At 66.9% G+C, this 20,470-nt stretch carries 17 protein-coding genes; 10 read left to right on the forward strand and 7 right to left on the reverse strand.

What is annotated here, in order from left to right; translation table 11 throughout:
- Window positions 1-7: 7 nt before the first annotated feature.
- Window positions 8-460: a DUF2203 family protein gene (locus FJ386_02195; GenBank protein ID MBM3875514.1), complete on the forward strand. Its 453-nt coding sequence runs from the start codon at window positions 8-10 to the stop codon at window positions 458-460.
- Window positions 461-489: 29 nt separating this feature from the next.
- Here the strand turns inward: FJ386_02195 and FJ386_02200 are convergent, their stop codons facing one another.
- The 3 genes from FJ386_02200 to FJ386_02210 all read right to left on the reverse strand — a co-directional run bounded on the left by FJ386_02200 (window position 490) and on the right by FJ386_02210 (window position 3,043).
- Window positions 490-1,077 carry a penicillin-binding protein activator LpoB gene (locus FJ386_02200; GenBank protein MBM3875515.1) on the reverse strand — a complete coding sequence of 196 codons (588 nt, stop codon included), beginning with the start codon at window positions 1,075-1,077 and terminating at the stop codon, window positions 490-492.
- A gap of 119 nt (window positions 1,078-1,196) precedes the next feature.
- Window positions 1,197-1,616: a DUF1425 domain-containing protein gene (locus FJ386_02205; GenBank protein MBM3875516.1), complete on the reverse strand. Its 420-nt coding sequence runs from the start codon at window positions 1,614-1,616 to the stop codon at window positions 1,197-1,199.
- Complete coding sequence (locus tag FJ386_02210) at window positions 1,613-3,043, reverse strand: hypothetical protein (GenBank protein MBM3875517.1); 1,431 nt, start codon at window positions 3,041-3,043, stop codon at window positions 1,613-1,615. The genes FJ386_02205 and FJ386_02210 overlap by 4 nt, the downstream gene beginning before the upstream one ends.
- 318 nt (window positions 3,044-3,361) lie before the next feature.
- On the opposite strand from FJ386_02210, the gene FJ386_02215 reads away from it, so the two are divergent.
- From FJ386_02215 to FJ386_02225, 3 genes are read left to right on the forward strand one after another with little or no spacing between them, the layout of a single operon-like run.
- Window positions 3,362-4,411, forward strand: coding sequence for a hypothetical protein (locus tag FJ386_02215; GenBank protein ID MBM3875518.1), 1,050 nt, complete (start codon window positions 3,362-3,364; stop codon window positions 4,409-4,411).
- Between the two features lie 9 nt (window positions 4,412-4,420).
- Complete coding sequence (locus tag FJ386_02220; protein ID MBM3875519.1) at window positions 4,421-5,911, forward strand: sulfatase; 1,491 nt, start codon at window positions 4,421-4,423, stop codon at window positions 5,909-5,911.
- A gap of 34 nt (window positions 5,912-5,945) precedes the next feature.
- Window positions 5,946-7,487, forward strand: a complete 1,542-nt coding sequence (locus FJ386_02225) for a sialate O-acetylesterase (GenBank protein ID MBM3875520.1) — start codon at window positions 5,946-5,948, stop codon at window positions 7,485-7,487.
- A 147-nt stretch (window positions 7,488-7,634) separates the two neighbouring features.
- On the opposite strand, the gene FJ386_02230 is transcribed toward FJ386_02225, so the two are convergent.
- Together FJ386_02230 and FJ386_02235 are read right to left on the reverse strand one after the other, a co-directional pair.
- Window positions 7,635-9,029 (reverse strand): hypothetical protein, encoded by a 1,395-nt coding sequence (locus FJ386_02230; GenBank protein MBM3875521.1) that lies wholly within the window; start codon window positions 9,027-9,029, stop codon window positions 7,635-7,637.
- 133 nt (window positions 9,030-9,162) lie between these two features.
- The gene (locus FJ386_02235) at window positions 9,163-10,563 is read right to left on the reverse strand and encodes a peptidase (GenBank protein ID MBM3875522.1); all 1,401 of its coding nucleotides are present in this window, start codon (window positions 10,561-10,563) and stop codon (window positions 9,163-9,165) included.
- Window positions 10,564-10,686: 123 nt separating this feature from the next.
- Between FJ386_02235 and FJ386_02240 the strand changes: the two genes are divergently transcribed.
- Window positions 10,687-11,664 (forward strand): ParB/RepB/Spo0J family partition protein, encoded by a 978-nt coding sequence (locus FJ386_02240; GenBank protein ID MBM3875523.1) that lies wholly within the window; start codon window positions 10,687-10,689, stop codon window positions 11,662-11,664.
- Window positions 11,665-11,774: 110 nt separating this feature from the next.
- Window positions 11,775-12,818 (forward strand): Mrp/NBP35 family ATP-binding protein, encoded by a 1,044-nt coding sequence (locus FJ386_02245; protein MBM3875524.1) that lies wholly within the window; start codon window positions 11,775-11,777, stop codon window positions 12,816-12,818.
- A gap of 14 nt (window positions 12,819-12,832) precedes the next feature.
- Here the strand turns inward: FJ386_02245 and FJ386_02250 are convergent, their stop codons facing one another.
- A complete protein-coding gene (locus FJ386_02250; GenBank protein ID MBM3875525.1) occupies window positions 12,833-13,990 on the reverse strand; it encodes an MFS transporter in 1,158 nt (385 codons plus the stop codon).
- A 5-nt stretch (window positions 13,991-13,995) separates the two neighbouring features.
- Between FJ386_02250 and FJ386_02255 the strand changes: the two genes are divergently transcribed.
- From FJ386_02255 to FJ386_02270, 4 genes are all read left to right on the forward strand, one after another.
- The gene (locus FJ386_02255) at window positions 13,996-16,887 is read left to right on the forward strand and encodes a tetratricopeptide repeat protein (protein MBM3875526.1); all 2,892 of its coding nucleotides are present in this window, start codon (window positions 13,996-13,998) and stop codon (window positions 16,885-16,887) included.
- Window positions 16,884-17,765, forward strand: a complete 882-nt coding sequence (locus tag FJ386_02260) for a DUF4159 domain-containing protein (protein MBM3875527.1) — start codon at window positions 16,884-16,886, stop codon at window positions 17,763-17,765. Before FJ386_02255 ends, FJ386_02260 begins: the two co-directional genes overlap by 4 nt.
- Window positions 17,766-17,786: 21 nt before the next feature.
- Window positions 17,787-18,758 (forward strand): DUF4159 domain-containing protein, encoded by a 972-nt coding sequence (locus FJ386_02265; GenBank protein MBM3875528.1) that lies wholly within the window; start codon window positions 17,787-17,789, stop codon window positions 18,756-18,758.
- A gap of 185 nt (window positions 18,759-18,943) precedes the next feature.
- Complete coding sequence (locus tag FJ386_02270; GenBank protein MBM3875529.1) at window positions 18,944-19,912, forward strand: AAA family ATPase; 969 nt, start codon at window positions 18,944-18,946, stop codon at window positions 19,910-19,912.
- 12 nt (window positions 19,913-19,924) lie between these two features.
- Here the strand turns inward: FJ386_02270 and FJ386_02275 are convergent, their stop codons facing one another.
- Window positions 19,925-20,452 (reverse strand): hypothetical protein, encoded by a 528-nt coding sequence (locus tag FJ386_02275; protein ID MBM3875530.1) that lies wholly within the window; start codon window positions 20,450-20,452, stop codon window positions 19,925-19,927.
- Between the last annotated feature and the right edge of the window lie 18 nt (window positions 20,453-20,470).

The following is a 20,470-nucleotide window of genomic DNA, read 5'->3' on the forward strand; positions in this document are numbered from 1 at the left end:
AACGCTCCTGCGTGGAGCGAGCACACCGGGCCGTTTCCAGCCGCCGACGACGCACTCCACACCTTCACGCTCCGTGCCCTTCCGATTCAAGCATCACTACACCATCGCCGAGGCGCGGGAACTTCTCCCGAAGGTCAGCCAGTGGCTCGTGAAGGCGCGGAAGGCGCGCGAGGACTACCTGCGGCTCGAAGACCGCGTCGGGGGATTGCTCCGCGGCGGGGCCGACGTGGGCGGTGACCTGGCCAATCGCTGGGTCCGCGCCTTGGCTGACTTGCGCGACATCCTGCGCGAGTTTCATTCCCGGGAAATCGAGGTGAAGGACCTCGACCGCGGCCTGGTGGACTTCCCGGGCATCGTCGGCGGCAAGGAAGTCTTCCTGTGCTGGGAGGAAGGCGAGGAAGACATCGAGTTCTGGCACGACCTCGAATCGGGCTACGCCGGCCGCACGCGGCTGGAGTAACGGCCGGCGGCCGCGCCGTCAGGCGCAACTCACAGTCCGAGGAACGTCCGCTTCGAATACTTCGAGATGATTTTCTGATCCTCCCAGACCGCGATGCCGTTCACATCCGTGAGCGACAGTTGGAAGACATAGGAGGTCGTCTTCGCGTTGCCCTGTTGCTGCCGGTTTTCGAGGATCTTTCCGGACAGCGTGTAGCTCGGGTCGGGGACGCGGTTCGGCCCGCCGGCGGCGGCGCGCTTGGCGGCCAGCTCCTTCGCGAGCGGGTCCTCGGCCGTGCCGCCGAGGCCGACGGTCGTGGTGGTGACGATCTTCCCGCTCTTGTTCAGCGCGATGCGGATGTTCTTCACGAGCAGGTCGGTGTCCACCTGCTGCGTCGTGTTGTTCGCGATGCGGCTGATGGCCATGACCGCCGCCGAGTCGGGTGGCGTCACGATGCGACCGGAGCTCAGCAGCGACTGGATCATCGCCTCGGACGCCGTGAGCCAGTCCTTGATGTCAATGCCGCCCGCGGTGGTGACCGCGCGCTCGCCGGTCGGCTCGATGCGCGAGACTTTGCCGGTGGCGCAAGCCACGAGCAGCACGGCCACGGCGGTAGTGAGCAGGAGGGGAGATTTCATGGTTGGGATGGTTTCGAGTTTCGGGTTTCTGGTTTGTAATTCTGCGTGGCGCGTGGCGCGTGGCGCGTGAAGAACCGAACGCGGTCCGCCTCTTCACGCCCCGCGCACCACGCTCCAGGTCACGGCGTTTCCATGAACTTGAATCGAAAATCCTTCGCGGTGGCGTTCGGCGCGACCGCGGTCAGGAAGAGCGCTTCGCCGCCCTCAATCTGCCGGGTGATCGACGTGCTGGCCGGCGTGTCCACGAGCACCCCGTTCGCATCGAACCACTCCACTTTGTAGCTGAAGCTCTTCTTCCACGGGCCGGTGTTGTGCACCTCGACCTGCACCTTGATGAAGCCGTCCGGTGTCGCGCCCTCGGACAAACCGATGATCCGCACCGCGCGGTTGAGGCTGCGATCCGTGATGACCCGTTTGTCGGAGACGAGGTGGCGCTCGCCGACGGTCTGCGCGCGCTCGACGGTGTTGACGCCGGTGCTGCGGCAGCCCGCGAGCACGAGCACGGCGAATGCGGCGAGCAGGGGAGTCGTGGCGTTCATGGAAGGGTCGCGTGCGAGACAAGCATCGGCGTGTTCGGGGTGATGGATTTGACGAAGACGATGTTGACGCGGCCTCCGCCGACCGTCACGTCCGCGCGCTGGCCGGATGCCGGCGCGTAAAGCGCGAGCTTGCGGTCGGGCGGCGTCGGCACGCGGGCAATCTGCACCTGTTTGGGCAGTGTTGTCCACGTCCGCGTGTCGGCGACATTGATGGCCATCTGCGTGAGCGCCGTGCCGAGCTTGGCGATGAACGCCGTGAAGTCGCCCCGATGCTCCGCCTCGGTGTTGATTGTGTATGTCGCGGTCGCCTTCAACGCCGCGGAAACGAGTGTCTTGGTCACGATCGCCGGCAGTTCGTCCTGGAAATCGCGCGCGACGATGGCGTCGAGGTCCGCGACCACGCCGGTGGTCTCGGTGACGCCGCCCGCGGTGACGGTGAGCGACGACGCGAAGTTCTCGAGGAAAACCAGCTTCGGAAACGCCATGCCGATGTAGGAAAGTCGCGTGACGAACAGCGGCACCTCGACCTTCACCTCGTCGCGCATCGGCGCGCGGCCCGTTTCGAAGACCACCCACGTCATCGCGGGCATCGGCTGGCCGGCCATGCGGGACTTCACCAGGTCGAGGTCGGCCTTCACGAAACGCTTCTCGGGCGCAGCCGCGAGCGCCTGCTCGAACGCCTTGTGCGCGCGCTCGAGGTCCGCGCCGTCTCCCGCGTGCGCGAGATGAAACAGCCCGTAAGCCCACGTCGCAAACGGATTCACATAGAGCCCCTCGGCCTTGAACCGGCCGGGGAACGCGCCCTCGCCGCCGAGCGCGGTCCGGAGTTGCGGATGCTCGCGCGCCTGCCGCACGGCGTCGCGCACGGGCGGCTGGAGCGATGCGAGTTCGGACTCCGCGCGCTGGATGCGCCGCTCCTTCAAGGCGCGCGACTCCTCCTGCCGCTTGAGGACGCGGTTGAACTCGACGCGTGCCTTGTCTGGTTCGCCGAGTTGGAGGTGATTGAGCGCCTTGTAAGTGTTGAGCATCACGCGGTCATAACCGCGGCCCTCATAGGGGAGGTTGGCGAGATTGCTGATGAGCGCCGCAGCCTCGGAGCCGAGGTGCACGCGCGGGCCGGCGTCGAACTGCTCGATGCGCGCCTCGGCCGCGTCGAATGCGGCGTTGCTCTCCAGATACCGCCACGACGCGCGCAACGCCGCGCCCTGTTCGAGCCGCCAGATGATCGCATCGCGCTGCTTGTTCGAGCCGCGCGTGAACTCCTGCGCCGCGCCCTGGAAATTCCCCGCCTGCCACTGCATCGTCGCGGATTGCGCCTGATCACGGTAAGTCGTGCAGCCGGCACCCGACGCAAGCGCGACGGTGAGTGCGAGCAGGGAGAACAACCGCGCGGCGGAAGGTGGATGCGATGCGGTCACGTCAGTCACGGGCTTGGACGGGCGGCGGCGGGGTTTCGTTCAGAAGGAGTGACCTGGCGGAACAACGGAGCCGCCAGACCGCCGGCCACCGCGGCCGCCCATCCACTCGATGTTGTTCCCGGACAGCACGGCCACGTGGACGACTGGAATCAACCACGCCATCCAGAACACCGTCGCGTCCGCGCGCACCAATCCCGAGTAACCCGCGACTGCGAGCAGGAGATCGTCCCGGTGTTTCTGCCTTCGATCTCAGGAGCCGCCGTGGCTGCCGGCGAGTAACTCAGGCTCGCCAGAGCGCGTCTGAACCGCGACACTCCGCCCCGCGTCATGAATACGAACCGAACGTTGGCCGCACTCACCGCAACCTTCATCGTCCTCGCGCTGTCCGCCCTGCCCGCCCGCGCGCAGAAGACCGACGGATTCTCGTTCAGGGACACGCCCGGCAAGCATCTCGATGTGCTGCACGGCAACCGCACGATGCTGCGGTTCATGTATGCCTTCGACGAGACCTCGCCCGACACGCGCCTCGCCACCTACAAGCCCTACCTGCACGTGTTCGACGTTTCCGGCGAACTCATGCTGACCAAGGGCGCCGGCGGCACGTTCACGCATCATCGCGGCATCTTCATCGGGTGGAACAAGGTCACGTTCGGCGGCGCGGTGCATGACCTCTGGCACATGCCCAAGGGCGCGCAGGTTCACCAGAAGTTCACGTCGCAGAAGGGCGGGCCCGCGGAGGCGGAGTTCACGTCCAACGTCCATTGGAAGGACAACACGGGCAAGCTGGCCATCGACGAGGAGCGCACGTTCCGGTTGCGCCGGGCCGAGGCGCCCGCGTATGCCGTGCTGGATTTCACGTCCAGGCTCCGCGCACCCAACGGCGACGTGGTGCTCGATGGCGACCCCGAGCACGCGGGCATCCACTTCCGGCCCGCCGAGGAAGTCGAGCGCTCGCCCATCTACACCTATTCGCAGGCCGACGCCGCGCCGCACAAGGACACCGACTACGCGTGGGTGGGAGAGCAATTCAAGCTCGCGGGCCGCACGTTCAGCGTCGTGGAGATGAGCCACCCGGCGAATCCGAAAGGCACGCGCTGGTCGGCCTATCGCGACTACGGCCGCTTCGGCGCGTTCCCCGTGGCGAAGATCGAGAACGGCGGCACGCTCACGCTCCGTTACCGCTTCCTCCTGGCCGAGGGCTCCATGCCCGGCGCGGACTACATCCACAAGAGCTACAATGAATTCGCCGGCACATCTTCGCCCACGCCCAAAGTCACCGTGCTGCCCGCCGAGAAAGGTGGACCGGCGGCCAAGGCGGACGCGAAGAAGGCCGCCAAGAAGGCAGACCCGAAAAAGGCGGACGAGCCCAAGAAATAGCCGCCCGCGATGATCCGCCGCCTCACTTGTGCGCTGTTCCTTGCTGTCCCGCTGGCCGCGATGACGCGGGCTGCGGATGTCCCGAAACCCAATGTCATCGTCATCAACATCGACGACCTCGGCTACGCGGACATCGAGCCGTTCGGCTCCAAGCTCCACCCCACGCCAAACCTCAAGCGCCTCGCCGCCGAAGGGATGAAGCTCACGAGCTTCTACGGCGCGCCCGTGTGCTCGCCGTCGCGCTCGTCGCTCATGACGGGCTGCTACCCGAAACGCGTCGGCGTGCCCGCGGTGCTGTTCCCCGCGGGCGCGACGGGCATCAACGCGAGCGAACTCACCGTGGCCGAGTTGCTCAAGTTGCGCGGCTACACGACGGCCATCGTGGGCAAGTGGCACCTCGGCGACCAGCCGGAGTTCCTGCCGACGCGGCACGGCTTCGACCATTACTTCGGCCTGCCCTACTCGAATGACATGGGCCCCGCCGCGGATGGCGTGAAAAGCAACCTCGGCGACCCGTTGCCCGCGAATCCGAAAGGCGCCGGCCAGCCCCCGCTGCCGCTGTTGCGCGGCGAAAAGGTCATCCAGCGCGTGCTCGCCGAGGACCAGACCACGCTCGTCGCGCGTTACACGGATGAGGCGGTGAAGTTCATCAAGGCCAGCAAGGACAAGCCGTTCTTCCTCTACCTGCCGCACACCGCGGTGCACTTCCCGCTTTATCCCGGCAAGGCGTTTCAGGGCAAGTCAGGCCACGGACTCTACGGCGACTGGGTTGCCGAGGTGGACTGGAGCGTCGGGCAGGTCGTGGACACCGTCCGCGAACTCGGACTCGGCGCGAAAACGCTCGTGCTCTTCACCTCCGACAACGGCGGCACCGCGCGCGGGTCGAACGCGCCGCTGCGCGGCTTCAAGGCGAGCACATGGGAAGGCGGCATGCGCGAGCCGACCATCGCGTGGTGGCCGGGACGGATTCCACCCGGCACGAGCAGCGACGCCATCGCCAGCATGATGGACGTGCTGCCGACCGTCGTGAAACTCGCCGGCGGGGCCGTTCCCGCCGACCGCAAGCTCGACGGTGTGGACCTCTGGCCCGTGCTCAGCGGCAGCGCGAAGGAATCCTCGCGCGACGCTTTTTTCTACTTCGCCGGCAACCAGCTTCAAGCCGTGCGCTCCGGCCCGTGGAAGCTCCAACTCATCGTGCCCGGTCAGGGCGCGGGCGCCGCGAAGAAAGCCAACGCAAAGAAGGACGCCGACAAACAAGCCGCGCCGCCCAAAGTCCCGCGCCTTTACAACCTCACCGCCGACATCGGCGAGACCACGGACGTCTCCGACACGAATCCCGAGGTCGTGAAACGACTGATGACGTTCGTCGAGAAGATGGACTCCGACCTCGGCCGTGACGGCACCGGTCCCGGCGTGCGCCCCTCCGGCCGCGTGCAGAATCCACAACCCCTCATCGGCCACGACGGCAAAGTCCGCGAAGGCTTCGAGGCCGCGCAGTGACTTCGCCATCCACCCACCCCAACCCACATCGCCCATGAACGGCACTGCCCCGATGCTCTCCCTGCGCTCTCGCGCCGTGATTCTCGCCGCCATCGCGACTTTCAGCGTCACTCCCGTCCGCGCCGATGTGAAACTCCCCGCGCTGTTTTCCGATCACCTGGTGCTGCAACGCGGAGTCGCCGCTCCCGTGTGGGGCTGGGCTGACCCGGGCGAGCAAATCACCGTCACGATCGCGGGCCAAACCAAGTCCGCCACCGCCGACGCGCAGGGCCAATGGATGGTGAAGCTCGACCCGCTGGCGTCCGGCGACGCGCTCACGCTCACCGTGAAAGGCAGGAACACGCTCACGGTCAAGGACGTGCTGGCGGGCGAAGTGTGGCTCGGCTCCGGCCAGTCGAACATGGCCATGACCGTGAATCGCGCGAAGGACTTCGGCTCCGAACAAGCCGCGGCGACTTTCCCGCGCATTCGAATGTTCACCGAGCGCAGCGCGGCGTCCGCGACCGAGCAGACGGCGCCGCGCGGCGAGTGGGTCGTCTGCGCGCCCGACACGGTCGGCACGTTTTCAGCCACGGCCTATTTCTTCGGACGCGAGTTGCACCGCGCGCTCGATGTCCCGGTCGGCCTCATCAATTCATCCGTCGGCGGCACGCCGATCGAGTCGTGGATTGCGCCCGGCGCACAAACGGCCGCGCCGGAGTTGAAGGGCTTCTTCGAGTCCGCCCGCAATGCGAAGAAAGCCGCCGACCCCGCGCAGGCGAAGGCGAAGTTTGAGAAAGACCTCGCCAAGTGGCAGGACGACGCGAAGAAAGCCAGGGCCGAGGGCAAGCCCGCGCCGAAGCGCCCGCAGGACCCGGCCGCGGTCGCCGAACGCCGCGGCAACGTGGGCGGACTTTTCAACGGCAAGATCGCGCCGCTCGTGCCCTTCGCCATCCGCGGCGCGCTTTGGTATCAGGGCGAGGCGAACTCGATGCCGGAGAAGGCGCCGTTCTACCACGCGCAGCTTTCGTTGCTCGTGACCGACTGGCGCGCGCGATGGGCGCAGGAATTCCCGTTCGCGTGGGTGCAGCTCCCGAATTTCGGCGGGCCCGGTCGCGACTGGCCCGCGGTGCGCGAGGCGATGCTCAAGACGCTCGCGCTGCCGAAGACCGGCATGGCCATCACGATCGACATCGGCGAGGAGAAGGACATCCACCCGAAGAACAAGCAGGACGTCGGCAGGCGTCTCGCGATGTGGGCGCTCGCGGATGTTTACGGGAAGAAGGACATCGCCGCGAGCGGCCCGCTGCCGGCGGGACACGAAGTGCGCGGTGGCGATGTGACGCTCAGCTTCAAGCACACGAACGGCGGACTTGTCGCAAAGGGCGGCGAGTTGAAGGGCTTCACAATCGCCGGCGAGGACAGGACATTCGTGCCCGCCACCGCGAAGATCGTCGGCGACAAGGTGATCGTGTCGGCTCCCGGCGTGAAGCAGCCGCAGGCCGTGCGCTACGCGTGGGAGAACTGGCCGACGTGCAACCTCTACAACGGCGCCGGCCTTCCCGCCTCTCCCTTCCGCACGGACGATTGGAAATAGGAGCGCGACCGTCCCGGTCGCACCCGTCGGCGTCCCGCCGACAGGTTTGGGCAACACCACGGCACCGCAACCGGTCAGTCCGGTTGCGCGAGCATGGTTTCGGCGGGACGCCACGCGCTCCCTGTTCAAAGGCGTGGATTCGCCCTCTCAGCGCACCTGCTTCACGACGCGTTGCGCGGCGGCGGCGATGAGGTTCTCCACGTCGTCCGCCCACCGGTGCGCGGGCATGCCATAGACATACATGGAGGTGTTGCCCTCGTAACCGCTGCGACCCGGCGCGCGAGGCGGCTTGTCCTCGGCCAGCACGCGCGCGGACGGGATGTAGGCCATCACATCGTTGCAGTAGCCCGCGACCCACGTGTCGGCGCCGAACTCGCGCTTGAAGCGCAGCGAATAATCCACCACCACCTCGCCGCCGAGCGTGATCCAAAGTTGCCCGCCGAGGGACCACGCCTGCACCGGATACGGATACGTGCGCGCGAACTGCTTGCCGGCTTTCAAGTCCGCGAGCAGGCGGGCGGCCCATCGGTTGTTCGAGGCGGGCTTGCCGCCGGTGAGCTTCTCGAGTTCGTCGAGCGTCGGCGCGTCGCCGAGATTCAGCGTCGCAAGTTCGAGCGCCGTCGCGAGCTTCGGCGCGAGCGGCTTCATCGGCTGCAGCAGCGTCTCCTCGACGGCGGCGGCGAGCATCTGCCCGTAGCGTTCGGCCTGGAAGACCGCGCGGCGCGGCAGCGGGTTTTGGTCTGCGCCGCATCCGCTGAAGAACATCGCCGCCGCACCGGGGTGGCTGCGCTCCAGCGCGAGTTGCGCGAAGCCCGCGTAGTCGCCGCACCAGTGGTAGAAGCTCAGCGTCGTGTTGTGGCACGCGTAGCCGAACACGACGGCCATGAGCGCGCCGTTCGTGCCGGTGACGGCGAGCACGGGCACGCTGTGGTCCACCGGGCCCTTGAGCGCGTTTTCCTCGATGAGCTTCGGCACCTGCGCCTCGGGATTGTTGCGGCGGTTCACCGCGAAGCGCGTGACGCCCTGTCCCGCCGAGAGCCGCGCCGGCGCGAGACTGGCAAGCGCCTTGCCGGCGGCCTCGACGATCTTCGCCTCGAGCTGGTCGGAGTAGGCGTTGATGGCGGCCTTGTGTTCCTCCTGGATCGGATACGCGTCGTAGAGGGCGCCGCGGAGGACGGGCGTGCAGTGCGAGTGCGACGCGTGGAGCATGACTTGCGCGCGGTCGAGCCCGAAGCGCTGCTTCAACGCGGCGCAGGTGTTGTTGTAAATGCTCTGCGGCACGCCGAGCAGGTCGCTCGACAGGATGATGCCGCGACGGCCCGAGGCGTCCTCGATCGCGAGCACCTTGATGAAGAGCGGGTGTTGTGTGCCCTCCGCCGGACGGTCGCGTCCGCCGTAGCCGGCCATCCACTGCGGTCGGGTGGGCGTGATGTCCGCGGAGGCGACGCCGGCCTTCCACGGAGGTTCGGCGGCGAGCAAGCCGAGGGGAGGGACGAGGAGTGCGAGAAGAGCAGCGATGCGGAGCAGTGCGCGCGGGAGCATGGGACGAGTTTCGTGTTGGGGCGCGGGAACGGGCAAGGGGTTTCTTGGTGTCCGCCGGCCTCGTCCTCGATGCCCGTTCAACCTGCGAAACACGAGGACGAGGACGACGAACGTGAAACTTCCGTTCGTCCGCTCACGGCACGAGGCCGCGCAGTTGGCGGACCCACTGCTCGCCTTCGTCAGGCTGCGGGTCGAACGGATTCAGGAGGTTGAGCGAGTTGAAGCCCTCGGCGTCGATCACCTCCCAGTCCACAAAGTAGCGGAAGGTCTGGTGCCGGAGCAGGTGCATGAGGCGCGAGCGGGCGTGGGCGCGTGTGTTGGCGGGCGGCTGGTGCGTCGCCTCGAGCACGTCGGCATCGGTCAGTTGCCACGCCGCAGGCGTCGCGGCGAGCGCGTGCCCGAGGCTGCGACGCGCGTCGGTGTGGTGAAACTCGAGGTCTTGAGACCGCAACCACGGGTCGCCCCAGTCGAGGCCCTCACGGTCGATGAATTGCTGGAAGAGAAAGCGCTTGGTGATCCAGTCCACGCGGCCGACAAGCCGCATCGGATCGTTCTCCAGGTCCTTCAGCACATCGCCCCAGATCAACAGCAGCGTGTCGGTTTCGTCGTCGCGACCGCGGAACTCGGACTTGGCCTGTTGATGAAATCGCTGGAGCAGCTCGACCGCGTGCTGGCAGCGGCCATCGGCCATCGGCACCTGCCACGGGCCGTCGGGTTGGTGCGAGAGCGCGCGGAAGGACATCACGGCGTCGGCGAGCGCGATGCGCGGCATGTGATCGAGTTCGAGCAGGTCAAGCATGAGCGCGGTGGTGCCGACCTTGAGCAGGAGCGTGGTCGGGAGCATGCTCGTGTCGCCGTGAAGGAGGTGGAGCCGGCGGTATTTTCGGGCGTCGGCGAGCGGTTCATCGCGGGTGTTGATGATGGCGCGGTTGAACTGCACCCACTCGAACAGGTCGTTGTTGATGTAGTCCGCGCGCTGGCTGATTTGAAACGGGCTGTCGGTGCCGGTGCGGACGATTTCGCCGCGCGACTCGGCGCTGAGCGACGCGCCGACACGGCCCGCGCCCGCGAAGAGCACGCGCAATGTGAGGAACGACAGCAGCGACTGGATGTTCACCTCCGTCAGCGGCACCGTGCGGCGGACGAGATAATTCTCGTGGCACCCGAAGGTCGCGCCCGAGTAGTGGTCCACGTTGTTGCGGATGAAGCTCACGGAGTCGGCGAGTTTCAGCGCGCGCAAGCACTCGCAGAGGATGGCGTCGCCCGCGGCATCGTAACGGAGCACATCGAGCAGCGAGAGGCATTCGGGAGTGCAGTATTCGAGGTGGCCCATGTCCACGTAGCAGCGGCCGCCGTTGAAGAGGAAGCCGCCGTTGCCCGCGGGTTCATCCCAGTCGCGCTGATGGAGGTCGGCCAGTCCGTAGCGATGCTTGTCGAAGACCCAGTTGCGCACGCGGCCGATGGCGCCGGGCGGGCCGGCGAGGTCTGCGGTAAGGCAGCCGTATTCCGTTTCGAGGCCGACGATGCGGTTCATGGCGGAGCGTTCCCACACTGTCGCGTGAGCGCGGCGGCGAGGCAAGGGGAAGAACGACCACGCTTCGATCCCCGTGAGCAGTCAACGCTAGACTTCCCGGACCGTGTTCTTCACTCTCGGTCCATGACGAAAAGTGCCCTCGGCCGCGGCCTCGGCGCGCTGCTTGGCGGAGCCGCGCCTTCCAACCGACCGGTCGTCCCGACGCCGCCGCCGGTTCAACCCGAACTCCCGCGCGCGGCGGCGGAATCCCAAGCCGCGGTTCCCGCTCCGCCCGCGACCGCGCCGGACGGCCGCGAGCGCGTCGAACTCATCCCGCTCGCGAATCTCCGGCCGTGCCCGCTCCAGCCGCGCAAGGACTTCGCGCCCGACTCGATCAAGGAACTCGCGGACTCCATCCGCGAGCAGGGCATCCTGCAGCCGCTGATTGTCCGCGCGCGCGGCGGCGGGTTTGAACTCATCGCGGGCGAGCGGCGGTGGCGGGCGGCGCAATCGCTCGGCCTCGCGGACGTGCCGGCGATCGTGCGCGAAGCCGACGACCGCAAGGTGCTCGAGATGGCGCTCATCGAAAACCTCCAGCGCGAGAACCTCAACCCGATCGAGGAGGCGCAGGGATACGCGCAGCTCATCTCGCAGTTCCAGCTCACGCAGGAAAGCGTCTCGACGCAGGTTGGCAAGAGCCGCGTGGCGGTCACGAACGCGTTGCGACTGCTCCGGCTTCCCGGCGAAGTCCAGTCGCACGTCCGCAACGGCCTGTTGTCGGTCGGCCACGCGAAGGTCATCCTCGGTCTGCCGAGTCCAGCCGAGCAATTGCTCGCCGTGGATCGTGTGCTCAAGGACGGCTTGAACGTGCGCCAGACCGAGGAACTCGTGGCCAAGCTGCTCGAACCCACCGCGAGCATCACCACGCGTGGCGCGGACAAGGGCGCGAAGCCCGTCGCGCGCGACATCCATGTGGTGGACCTTGAGCACCGGCTCGCGCAACGCTTCGGCACGAAAGTCTGGCTCCGCTACCGCAAGGGCAAGGGCGCGGTGGAGATCAAGTTTTACAGCGACGACGAGTTGCAGCGCGTGCTCGAAGTCGCGGGTGTGAAGGTGGATTGACCGCGCCGCGGACCTTGACCGCCGGCGCCTGAGGTCACGATTCCATGGGGAGGCCCGGCCGTCCTGATTTCGTTCGACTTCCACGCAGGGACTCACGACATTCCCGCCGCATGGTGACGCAGGAATCCATCCTCGAAGCGCTCAAAGCCGTGAGATATCCCGGCTACTCGCGCGACATCGTCTCGTTCGGGCTCGTGAAACACGTCGCCGCCGGCGCCGGCGCGGTGAACGTCCGGCTTGAACTGACCTCACCCAACGTCGAGGCCGGGCGCGCGCTCAAGTCCGGCTGCGAGCAGGTTCTCCGCGCGTTGCCCGGCGTCGAGCACGTGTTCGTGGAGGTGAAGCAACCGCAACCCGCGCCGGGCGCGCCGGCCGCGGGCGCACCGCAACCCGCGCGACGCCTGCCGGGCATCGGTCGCATCGTCGCGGTCGCGAGCGGCAAGGGCGGCGTCGGCAAATCCACCTGCTCGGTGAACCTCGCCTGCGCGCTCGCGCAACTCGGCCTCGAAGTGGGCTTGCTCGACTGCGACATCTACGGCCCGAGCATCCCGCTGATGATGGGCGTGCGGCAGCGGCCGTTCGTGAGCGAGGATGAAAAACTCGTGCCGCCGATGAACCACGGCGTGAAACTCATGAGCATGGGCTTCCTGCTCGATGGCGACCAGCCGGTGATCTGGCGCGGGCCAATGATCCAGAAAACCATCCAGCAGTTCATCACGCAGGTCGAGTGGGGCCGCCTCGACATCCTGCTCGTCGATCTTCCGCCCGGCACGGGGGACGCGCAGCTCTCGCTCTGCCAGACTGTGCCGCTCGACGGCGGCGTCATCGTCACCACACCGCAGGAGGCTTCGCTCGGCGTCGTGCGAAAGGGCATCGCCATGTTTCAGAAGGTCAACGTGCCCATTCTCGGCATCGTGGAAAACATGAGCTACTTCACCGCGCCCGACGGCTCGCGCGTGGACATCTTCGGCCACGGCGGCGGCAAGTCGGAGTCGGCGCGGCAGGGCTTCACGTTCCTGGGCGAAGTGCCGATCTTCGTGGAAATCCGCGAGGGCGGCGACAGCGGCGTTCCCGCGGTGGTCAGCACTCCGAAGGGACCGGCGGGACAGGCGTTCCACGCGATCGCGAAGGCGCTGCAGTCGGAACTGGAGTGAGGGGCTTGGGGGCGTCAGCCCGAGGCGATGCGAAACGCCGCGCCGAGAGCGATGATCCAGGAGATGATCGCGAAGATGCTGAAGAACCGTTTGATCACCTCGCCGTAGTCGAAGCCGGACACAATTTCGGCCGCAAGTTGGGCCTCGACCTCGGACTTCAACGATTTCCCTTCTGCCAGCGCCTTGAGCCGCGGCACCTCCTCGGACTTGAATTTCTGAAGGTCCGCGTCGCTGATGGTCTTTGGATCCGTCCGGTCGGCGGCGAGTTCGCGCACGGCGGCTTTTCGCAACTCGTCATCGTTCTTCGCCTGGGCGACATTCTTCGCGAGTTCCACGCGCGCCTCGTAGGCTGACTCCACCGCCCCGGTGACGGCGGCGGCGAAGTCCGCGGTGAGTGCGACGGCACTTCCGCCGACGATGCCGAGCAGCGCGCAGAGCGCCGCCACCACACCGAAGCCCGTGCTCGTCCCGCGCCCGAGCAACTTCGCTCCGAAGCCCGCCGTCACTCCGACAAGCAAAGCCACGTAGCCCGAACGGATGCCCGTGAAGATGATCACGGCGACCCAAATCGCCATGCCGAGGAGCGCGCCGAGGAGCGCCCCGACACCCGCGAGCGCGAAGCTCGGCTTCTTCGAGCCGGACGCAGCCGTCGCCTTTCCCTCGCCGGAGTCGTCGACCTTCGCAACCGGCGCCGCGCCCGGCGACACGGGCCGAGGCAAGGGAGGCGCGCCTTCCGGGTCGGCCTTCGCCACGGGCGCCTTGTTTCCGACTGGCAGGCCGGGCTGTCCCGGTGCCGGCGGCGCGGGTGCTCTCGAAGCCGCGGCGGGAACTGCCGGCGGGCGCGGTGGCGCCGGTGCGGCGGGCTTCGCGGGCGGAAGCACGGGCTTGGAACCTGACGGCACGGCGCCGACCCGCACGGGGCCGGGCTTGGGAGCGACGGGCGCAACCGGCGTGACGGCGGGCGGCGCCCTCGGCGCAACGTGGGATGGAGAATGGGGAGGTGCCGCTGCGGCGAGCGCGGCGAGCTTCGTTGCGATGTCCAGGTTGGCGAGGTCCGTTCGGTTTTCGTTGCAGCGTGGACAAGTGACCGGTGCTGCCATCCGGCCGTCCACCGGCTCGGTGTCGAACTTGAACTTCGTGCCACAGGGACAGATGACCTTGACCTCGATCATGGCGGATGCGTTCGGTAAGGGCGCGTGGTGGTTCGTGCCGGCGATTCGTCCGGGTGTGCGTGCGCGTTGGGAGCGGGGCACTTGTAGCGGAAGTGAAGGGTGCGAGGGAAGCAAAAGCTTTGGCGCGGTCGCGTCCGGGCAACGGAGTCCCGGGAACTGCCGCTCCGGCATTGCAATTCACCGCTTCGTGCCTACGCTCGAAACAAATCAGCCCACGCGTCATCCCATCTCCTGTCATGCCCAGCCCACCCCGGACTTGCCACGGATTCGCCCGGCGCTTCTGGCGGGACGGCTTCGGGCGGCTGGCGCTTGTCTTCGCCGTCGCGTCGAGCACGTTCGCCGCGCCCGATCTCGACGAAGCCCGGAAGCTCTTCCTCACCGGCCAGTATCGGGAGGCCATCCAGGCCGCCGAGGCCGGCGCGAAGGCCGAGGAACTCAGCGAGGAATGGCACCTGCTGCTCGTCCAATCGCGCGCCGCCGTCGGGCAGTATGCGGCCGCCTTCAACACCCTCACCAACGTCATGACCCGCTGGCCGATGTCCGCGAGCATCCGGCTCCGGCTCGTCGGGCGCGAGCTGGCGCTCTTCAACCAGCAACCCGAGCGCGCGCGCGACATGCTCACGGAAATCAACCAGCAGGCCAGCCAGCGGCCATGGTCCTTCCGCGACGCCGCGAACATGGCCGCGCTTGCCCGCGCCGCGCTGCTCATGGGCGCCGACCCCAAGCTCGTGCTCGAAAGACTCCTCGACCCCGCGAAGAAGAGCGACCCCGACAAGCGCGACGCCTACCTCGCCAGCGGCGAACTTGCGTTGGAAAAGCACGACTACGCGCTCGCCGCCCAGTCGTTCGCCGAGGGGTTGAAGAAATTCCCGGCGGACGCCGACATGCTCTGCGGGCACGCGAAGTCCTTCGCCAGCGGGGATCGTGCCCGGATGATGGCCGGCATCGACAAGGCGCTCGAAGCCAACACCAATCACATCCCGAGCCTCCTCCTGCTGACCGATCATCTCGTGGATGCCGAGGAATACGAGGAGGCCGAGAAGCTCCTCAAACGCGCGCTCGCGGTGAACCCGGCGCATCCGGAGGCCCACGCCTACCGCGCCGTCCTTGCGCACCTCCGCAACGACTCTGCCGCCGAGAAGCAATCGCGCGACGAGGCGCTCAAACACTGGACCAACAATCCCGCCGTGGACCATATCCTCGGCGCGAAGCTCTCGCAGAAATACCGCTTCGCCGAGGGCGCGGCGGCGCAGCGGCGCGCGTTGCGGTTCGACCGGAGCTTTCTCCCCGCCCGCAGCCAGCTCGCCACGGACCTGCTCCGGCTCGGCGAGGAAGACAAGGGCTGGCAGCTCGCGGATGAAGTCTTCAAGGACGACGGCTACGACGTGGCCGCCTACAACCTCGTCACGCTCAAGGACGCGATGGCCAGGTTCACCACGCTCACCAACGCGCACTTCATTCTGCGAATGGGCGAGAAGGAGGCGCCCCTCTACGGCCAACGCGCGCTTGCGCTCCTTGAACGCGCGCGCTCCAACCTGACCGCGAAGTATTCATGCACGCTCGACAAGCCCACCATCGTCGAGATTTTCCCGGAGCAGAAGGACTTCGCCGTGCGCACGTTTGGCATGCCCGGCGGCGCGGGATTCCTCGGCGTATGCTTCGGCTGCGTCATCACCGCCAACAGCCCGGCGTCGCAGGCGGCGCACCCGACAAGTTGGGAAGCTGTGCTGTGGCACGAGTTCTGTCACGTCGTCACGCTCAGCCTCACGAAGAACAAGATGCCGCGCTGGCTGAGCGAGGGCATTTCCGTCTACGAAGAGCGGCAGGCGAGCCCCGCGTGGGGCCAGCACATGAATCCCCGCTACCGCGAGATGATTCTCGGCAAGGACCTCACGCCCATCGGTGACCTGAGCGCCGCATTCCTCGCACCCAAGAGCGACCTCCACCTTCAGTTCGCCTACTACGAATCCTCGCTCGTCGTCGAGTTCCTCGTGCAACGGTTCGGGCTCGGTGCGATCAAGAAAGTCCTCGCCGACCTTGCCAAGGGCGACGAGATCAACGCCGTTCTCGCGCGTCACACCCTCCCGATGGAAAAGTTGGAGAAGGATTTTGCAGCCTTCGCGAAGGACGCGGCGGAGAGGCTCGCGCCGGGGCTCGATTTCGAGCGCCCGCAAGGCATCGGCGAACCGCCCCGCGCCGGCGGCCCCCGGCCGCGGCCCATACCCGAACCCGTGGCCGTGGCGGTTGAGAGGCTCGATCCGCTCGAATGGGCCGCCCGCAACCCGAAGAATTTCTATGCGCTCACGCTCAACGCCCGCCGCCTCATCGGGGAGAAAAAGTTCGCCGACGCGAAAGCGCCGTTGCAAAAGCTCATCGCCGAATACCCCGGCCACCGCGGCGCCGACAACGCCTACACGATGCTCGCCGGCGTCCATCGCGCGCTCGGCGAGGCGAAGGAGGAGCGCGACGTGCTCGCGAAACTCGCGGCGATTGATGCCGACGCGCTCGAAGCGTTCCAGCGGCTGATGGAACTGGCCGCCGACGCGAAGGACTGGCGGTCCGTCGAGGCGAACGCGCAACGGCACCTCGGCGTCAACCCGCTCACCCCGCTGCCGTGGCGGCACGTTGCGCGCGCCCATGAGGAACTCGGGAAACCCGTCCATGCGATCGACGCGTGGCAGAAGGTGCTCGCGCTCGACCCGCCCGACCCGGCAGAGATTCACTTCCGGCTCGGCAAACTGATGCACCAGACCGGCAACCCGCTCGCGCGCCGCCACGTGTTGCAGGCGCTCGAGGAGGCGCCGCGGTTCCGCGACGCGCACAAGCTCCTTCTCGAGATCACAGGCTCTGCAACAAACCCGCAGCCGTCGGCGTCCAAGACGGAACCAAAGCCATGAACCATCGTCGACTCATCCTTGGGCTCGCGGTCGCCCTCGTCACGGGAGCCGCGCTCGCGCAGCGCTTCGGGGGCCGCGGCAGTCGCAGCGGCTACGACGGCATCCGCACGGCGCGCGAGTTGGAGTCGGGCAGCACCGGCACACCGATGTGGACGAACGACGTCGCGTTCGAGAAGGACGCATGGACCTTCGCGCGCGTGCGCTACGGCAGCGGCTACGGCGGCTACCGATTCAGTCGCGGCGGCGGCTGGGCGGTGGACATTCCCGACAGCGATTTGAATCTCTCGTGGCGCGTGCAGCAGATGACCTCGATGAAGGTGGATCCCGACGGGCGGATCGTGGAACTGTCGGATTCGGACCTCCACAAGTATCCGTGGCTCTACTTCGTCGAGCCGGGCGCGCTGCGTTTCACGGACGAGGAAGTCGTCGCATTCCGGAAATACCTGCTCAACGGCGGCTTCGCGATGTTCGACGATTTTTGGGGCGACTCGGCGCTGATGAACGTGCTCAACGAGATGAAGCGGGTCTTTCCCGAGCGCGAGTTCGTCGAACTCGACATGGATCACCCGATCTTCCACGCCGTCTTCGACCTGAAACTCACGAAGAACCAGATGCAGGTGCCCAACATTCGCACCGGCCACGAAAGCCAGTGGACGGGCATCACTTGGGAGCAATACCACGACGGTGACAACCGGAACGTCCACTTCAAGGCCATCTTCGATGACAAGGGGCGCCCGATGGCCTTCATCGCCCACAACACGGACAACGGCGACGGGTGGGAGCGCGAAGGCGAGAGCGAGTATTACTTCAAGGAGTTCTCCGAGAAGAAGGCCTACCCGCTCGGCATCAACCTGCTGTTTTACGTGATGACGCACTGAGCCGTGTTGATTCGTCACTGCATGAACGCGCGAATTCAAGCCATGCTCGTCGCGGCGGCGCTCCTTGGGACGGGCGTTTGCGTCGCGCAGTTCCAGCAGCGCGGCGGCTTTCGCGGCCCGCCGACCGACGACCGCCCCGGCAACTACGTGTGGAGCGAGGGCAGCGGCTGGATCAATGAGGACACCGTCCGCACGGCGCGCGAGACCATGTCGCACAGCACCGGCACGCCGAACTGGACCAACGAGCCCGCCTTCGCGAAGGACGTGTTCACCTTCACGCGCATCATTTTCAAGATCGATCCGAACCGTTCCGGCTTCGGCCTCGGGCGGAACTTCGGCCGCCGCCTCGGCTGGTGGGTGGATTATCCGGACGCCGACTTGAACCTCTCGTATCGACTGCAGCAGCTGACATCCGCAAAGACGGATCCGGACGCGCGCGTCATGAAGTTGACCGACCCTGAACTGCGCACGCAGCCGATGATCTACCTGGAGCATCCCGGCTACATGGTGCTGCGCGACGACGAGGTGCTCGCGCTGCGAAATTATCTGCTGAACGGCGGCGCGCTGTTCGTGAACGATTTCTGGAGCCAGCCCGAGTGGGACGGCTTCGCCGCCCAGATGCAGCGCGTGCTGCCCGGCCGCCGGTGGACGGAACTCGGCACGGACCACCCGGTGTTTCATTTCATCTTCCCGATGCGCGGGCCGATGCAGGGGTTTCAGGTGCCGACGATTCAGTTTTGGAACCCGCATCACGACCCGGCCAATCCCAACTCGCCGCTGCAACTCCGCGACCGCGGCGAGGGCTCAGACACCATGCACGTGCGCGCATGGCACGACGACAAGGGCCGCATCATGGTCTTCGTCATCCACAACAGCGACGTGAGCGACGGCTGGGAACGCGAGGGGGAGGACTCCGTCTATTTCACGAAGTTTTCGGAAAAGGTCGCGTATCCCTTCGGGATGAACATCGTGTTCTACCTGATGACGCACTAGACTCCGACCCGACGCCAATCCCCAAATCACCGCACCAACCCAAGGACACTGAAGTGGAAACGCCCCCCGTCATCCAAGGAAACGCCACGCCGGCGGCGCAGCCCGCGGACACCGCAGCCACGCAGCCGGCGACCCAGTCGCCGCCGCCGCTTCCCGCGCCCACCGAGCGGGAGACCGTCGAGCAACTGCTCGCCGGCCGGGCGAAAATCGAAGCCGAGCTCGCAAAGGTCATCATCGGCCAGCGCGAGGTCATCGAGCAGATCCTGCTCGCGCTGCTCTCCGGCGGACACTGCCTCATCACCGGCGCACCGGGGCTCGCCAAGACGCTCCTCGTCAAATCCATCGCGCAGATTTTTCACCTGCGTTTCCAGCGCATCCAGTTCACGCCCGACCTCATGCCCGCGGACATCACCGGCACGGAAATTCTCGAGGAAAGCGCCGATGGACCGGGGCGGCGGATGGTGTTCGTGCGCGGGCCGATCTTCGCGAACATGATCCTCGCGGACGAAATCAACCGCACGCCACCCAAGACGCAGGCCGCGCTGCTCGAGGCGATGCAGGAACATCAGGTCACCGCCGCGGGCGTGCGGCACGCGCTCGAGGAGCCGTTCTTCGTCCTCGCCACGCAGAACCCCATCGAGATGGAAGGCACCTATCCGCTGCCCGAGGCGCAGCTCGACCGCTTCATGTTCAACGTGGTGATGGACTACCTGCCTGAAGCCGACGAAGTCGCCGTCGTCGCCGAGACCACCTCGCGCGCCACGCCGAAAATCGAGGCGCTCTTCTACGGCGCGGACGTGCTGCGCTTCCACGACATCGTGCGGAAAGTCCCGATCGCTCTCGATGTCGTTCGCTACGCCGTGAAGCTCGCCGCCGCGTCGCGTCCCAAACAGGCCGGCTCGCCTGCGTTCGTGAATGAGTGGGTCAGCTGGGGCGCCGGCACTCGCTCGGGTCAGTTCCTCGTGCTCGGAGCGAAGGCCCGCGCGCTCCTGCAGGGCCGCGCCCACGCGACCATCGAGGACATCCGGGCGCTCGCGCACCCTGTGCTTCGTCACCGCGTCCTGATCAACTACCGGGCGGAAGCGGAAGGCGTGAACGTCGAAGCCGTGATCCACAAGCTGCTCGAAACCGTCCAGCCACCGGCCGGTGGTTAAAGGTCCGCGGGATCACGGCTGCGCGACGGCGAGGATGCTGGTCGTGGAGTGCGTGAGGCGGTTCTGGCGGTCGCGGTGGCGGGCGAGGAGTGTGATGCGCCCGCCCGCGGGTTTGTCCGCGCCCCAACGCAGGAGGAACTCGTAGGCCGTGCCAAGCGTGGATTGGGATTGGTGCGCCCGGAGGTCCGCCGCGGAGAACGTCCACAGCTTGCGCGGCTTGGACGGCAGCGGGGCACCCTCCCGGATTGCGCCGTCGAACATCAGGATTTCCAAATCGCCCGCCGGCAGGACCGACCCCTTCGAACTTCGCGCCGTGGTCGCGAAGACCCTCAACGCAAACCCATCGGGCCCCGGGTCATCGTCGAGGTTGATCGCCGCGGGCGAGTGCAGCAGGTGCAGCGCGAGGCTCTCGCCGGAACGGGCGCCACCGCCCGTCGCGCAACCCGCCAGCCACGCGCACAGAAACGCGCAAACGAACAGGCCGCACGTCACACTCAGCAGTTGTGACAATCGCAGGAGGATCTCGTGACGTAGGTTCATTCGCCGTGCGCCGGGTGA

The sequence above is a fragment of the Verrucomicrobiota bacterium genome (assembly GCA_016871675.1).
Classification (GTDB): domain Bacteria; phylum Verrucomicrobiota; class Verrucomicrobiia; order Limisphaerales; family VHCN01; genus VHCN01.

Bases quoted from the DNA above. Each gene is read 5' to 3' on its own strand.
- FJ386_02250 (MBM3875525.1), bottom strand. From the start codon at position 13,990: ATGATCGAGGTCAAGGTCATCTGTCCCTGTGGCACGAAGTTCAAGTTC.
- FJ386_02265 (MBM3875528.1), top strand. From the start codon at position 17,787: ATGAACGCGCGAATTCAAGCCATGCTCGTCGCGGCGGCGCTCCTTGGG.
- FJ386_02200 (MBM3875515.1), bottom strand. From the start codon at position 1,077: ATGAAATCTCCCCTCCTGCTCACTACCGCCGTGGCCGTGCTGCTCGTG.
- FJ386_02205 (MBM3875516.1), bottom strand. From the start codon at position 1,616: ATGAACGCCACGACTCCCCTGCTCGCCGCATTCGCCGTGCTCGTGCTC.
- FJ386_02220 (MBM3875519.1), top strand. From the start codon at position 4,421: ATGATCCGCCGCCTCACTTGTGCGCTGTTCCTTGCTGTCCCGCTGGCC.
- FJ386_02230 (MBM3875521.1), bottom strand. From the start codon at position 9,029: ATGCTCCCGCGCGCACTGCTCCGCATCGCTGCTCTTCTCGCACTCCTC.
- FJ386_02275 (MBM3875530.1), bottom strand. From the start codon at position 20,452: ATGAACCTACGTCACGAGATCCTCCTGCGATTGTCACAACTGCTGAGT.
- FJ386_02260 (MBM3875527.1), top strand. From the start codon at position 16,884: ATGAACCATCGTCGACTCATCCTTGGGCTCGCGGTCGCCCTCGTCACG.
- FJ386_02245 (MBM3875524.1), top strand. From the start codon at position 11,775: ATGGTGACGCAGGAATCCATCCTCGAAGCGCTCAAAGCCGTGAGATAT.
- FJ386_02225 (MBM3875520.1), top strand. From the start codon at position 5,946: ATGAACGGCACTGCCCCGATGCTCTCCCTGCGCTCTCGCGCCGTGATT.
- FJ386_02240 (MBM3875523.1), top strand. From the start codon at position 10,687: ATGACGAAAAGTGCCCTCGGCCGCGGCCTCGGCGCGCTGCTTGGCGGA.
- FJ386_02235 (MBM3875522.1), bottom strand. From the start codon at position 10,563: ATGAACCGCATCGTCGGCCTCGAAACGGAATACGGCTGCCTTACCGCA.
- FJ386_02255 (MBM3875526.1), top strand. From the start codon at position 13,996: ATGCGTTCGGTAAGGGCGCGTGGTGGTTCGTGCCGGCGATTCGTCCGG.
- FJ386_02215 (MBM3875518.1), top strand. From the start codon at position 3,362: ATGAATACGAACCGAACGTTGGCCGCACTCACCGCAACCTTCATCGTC.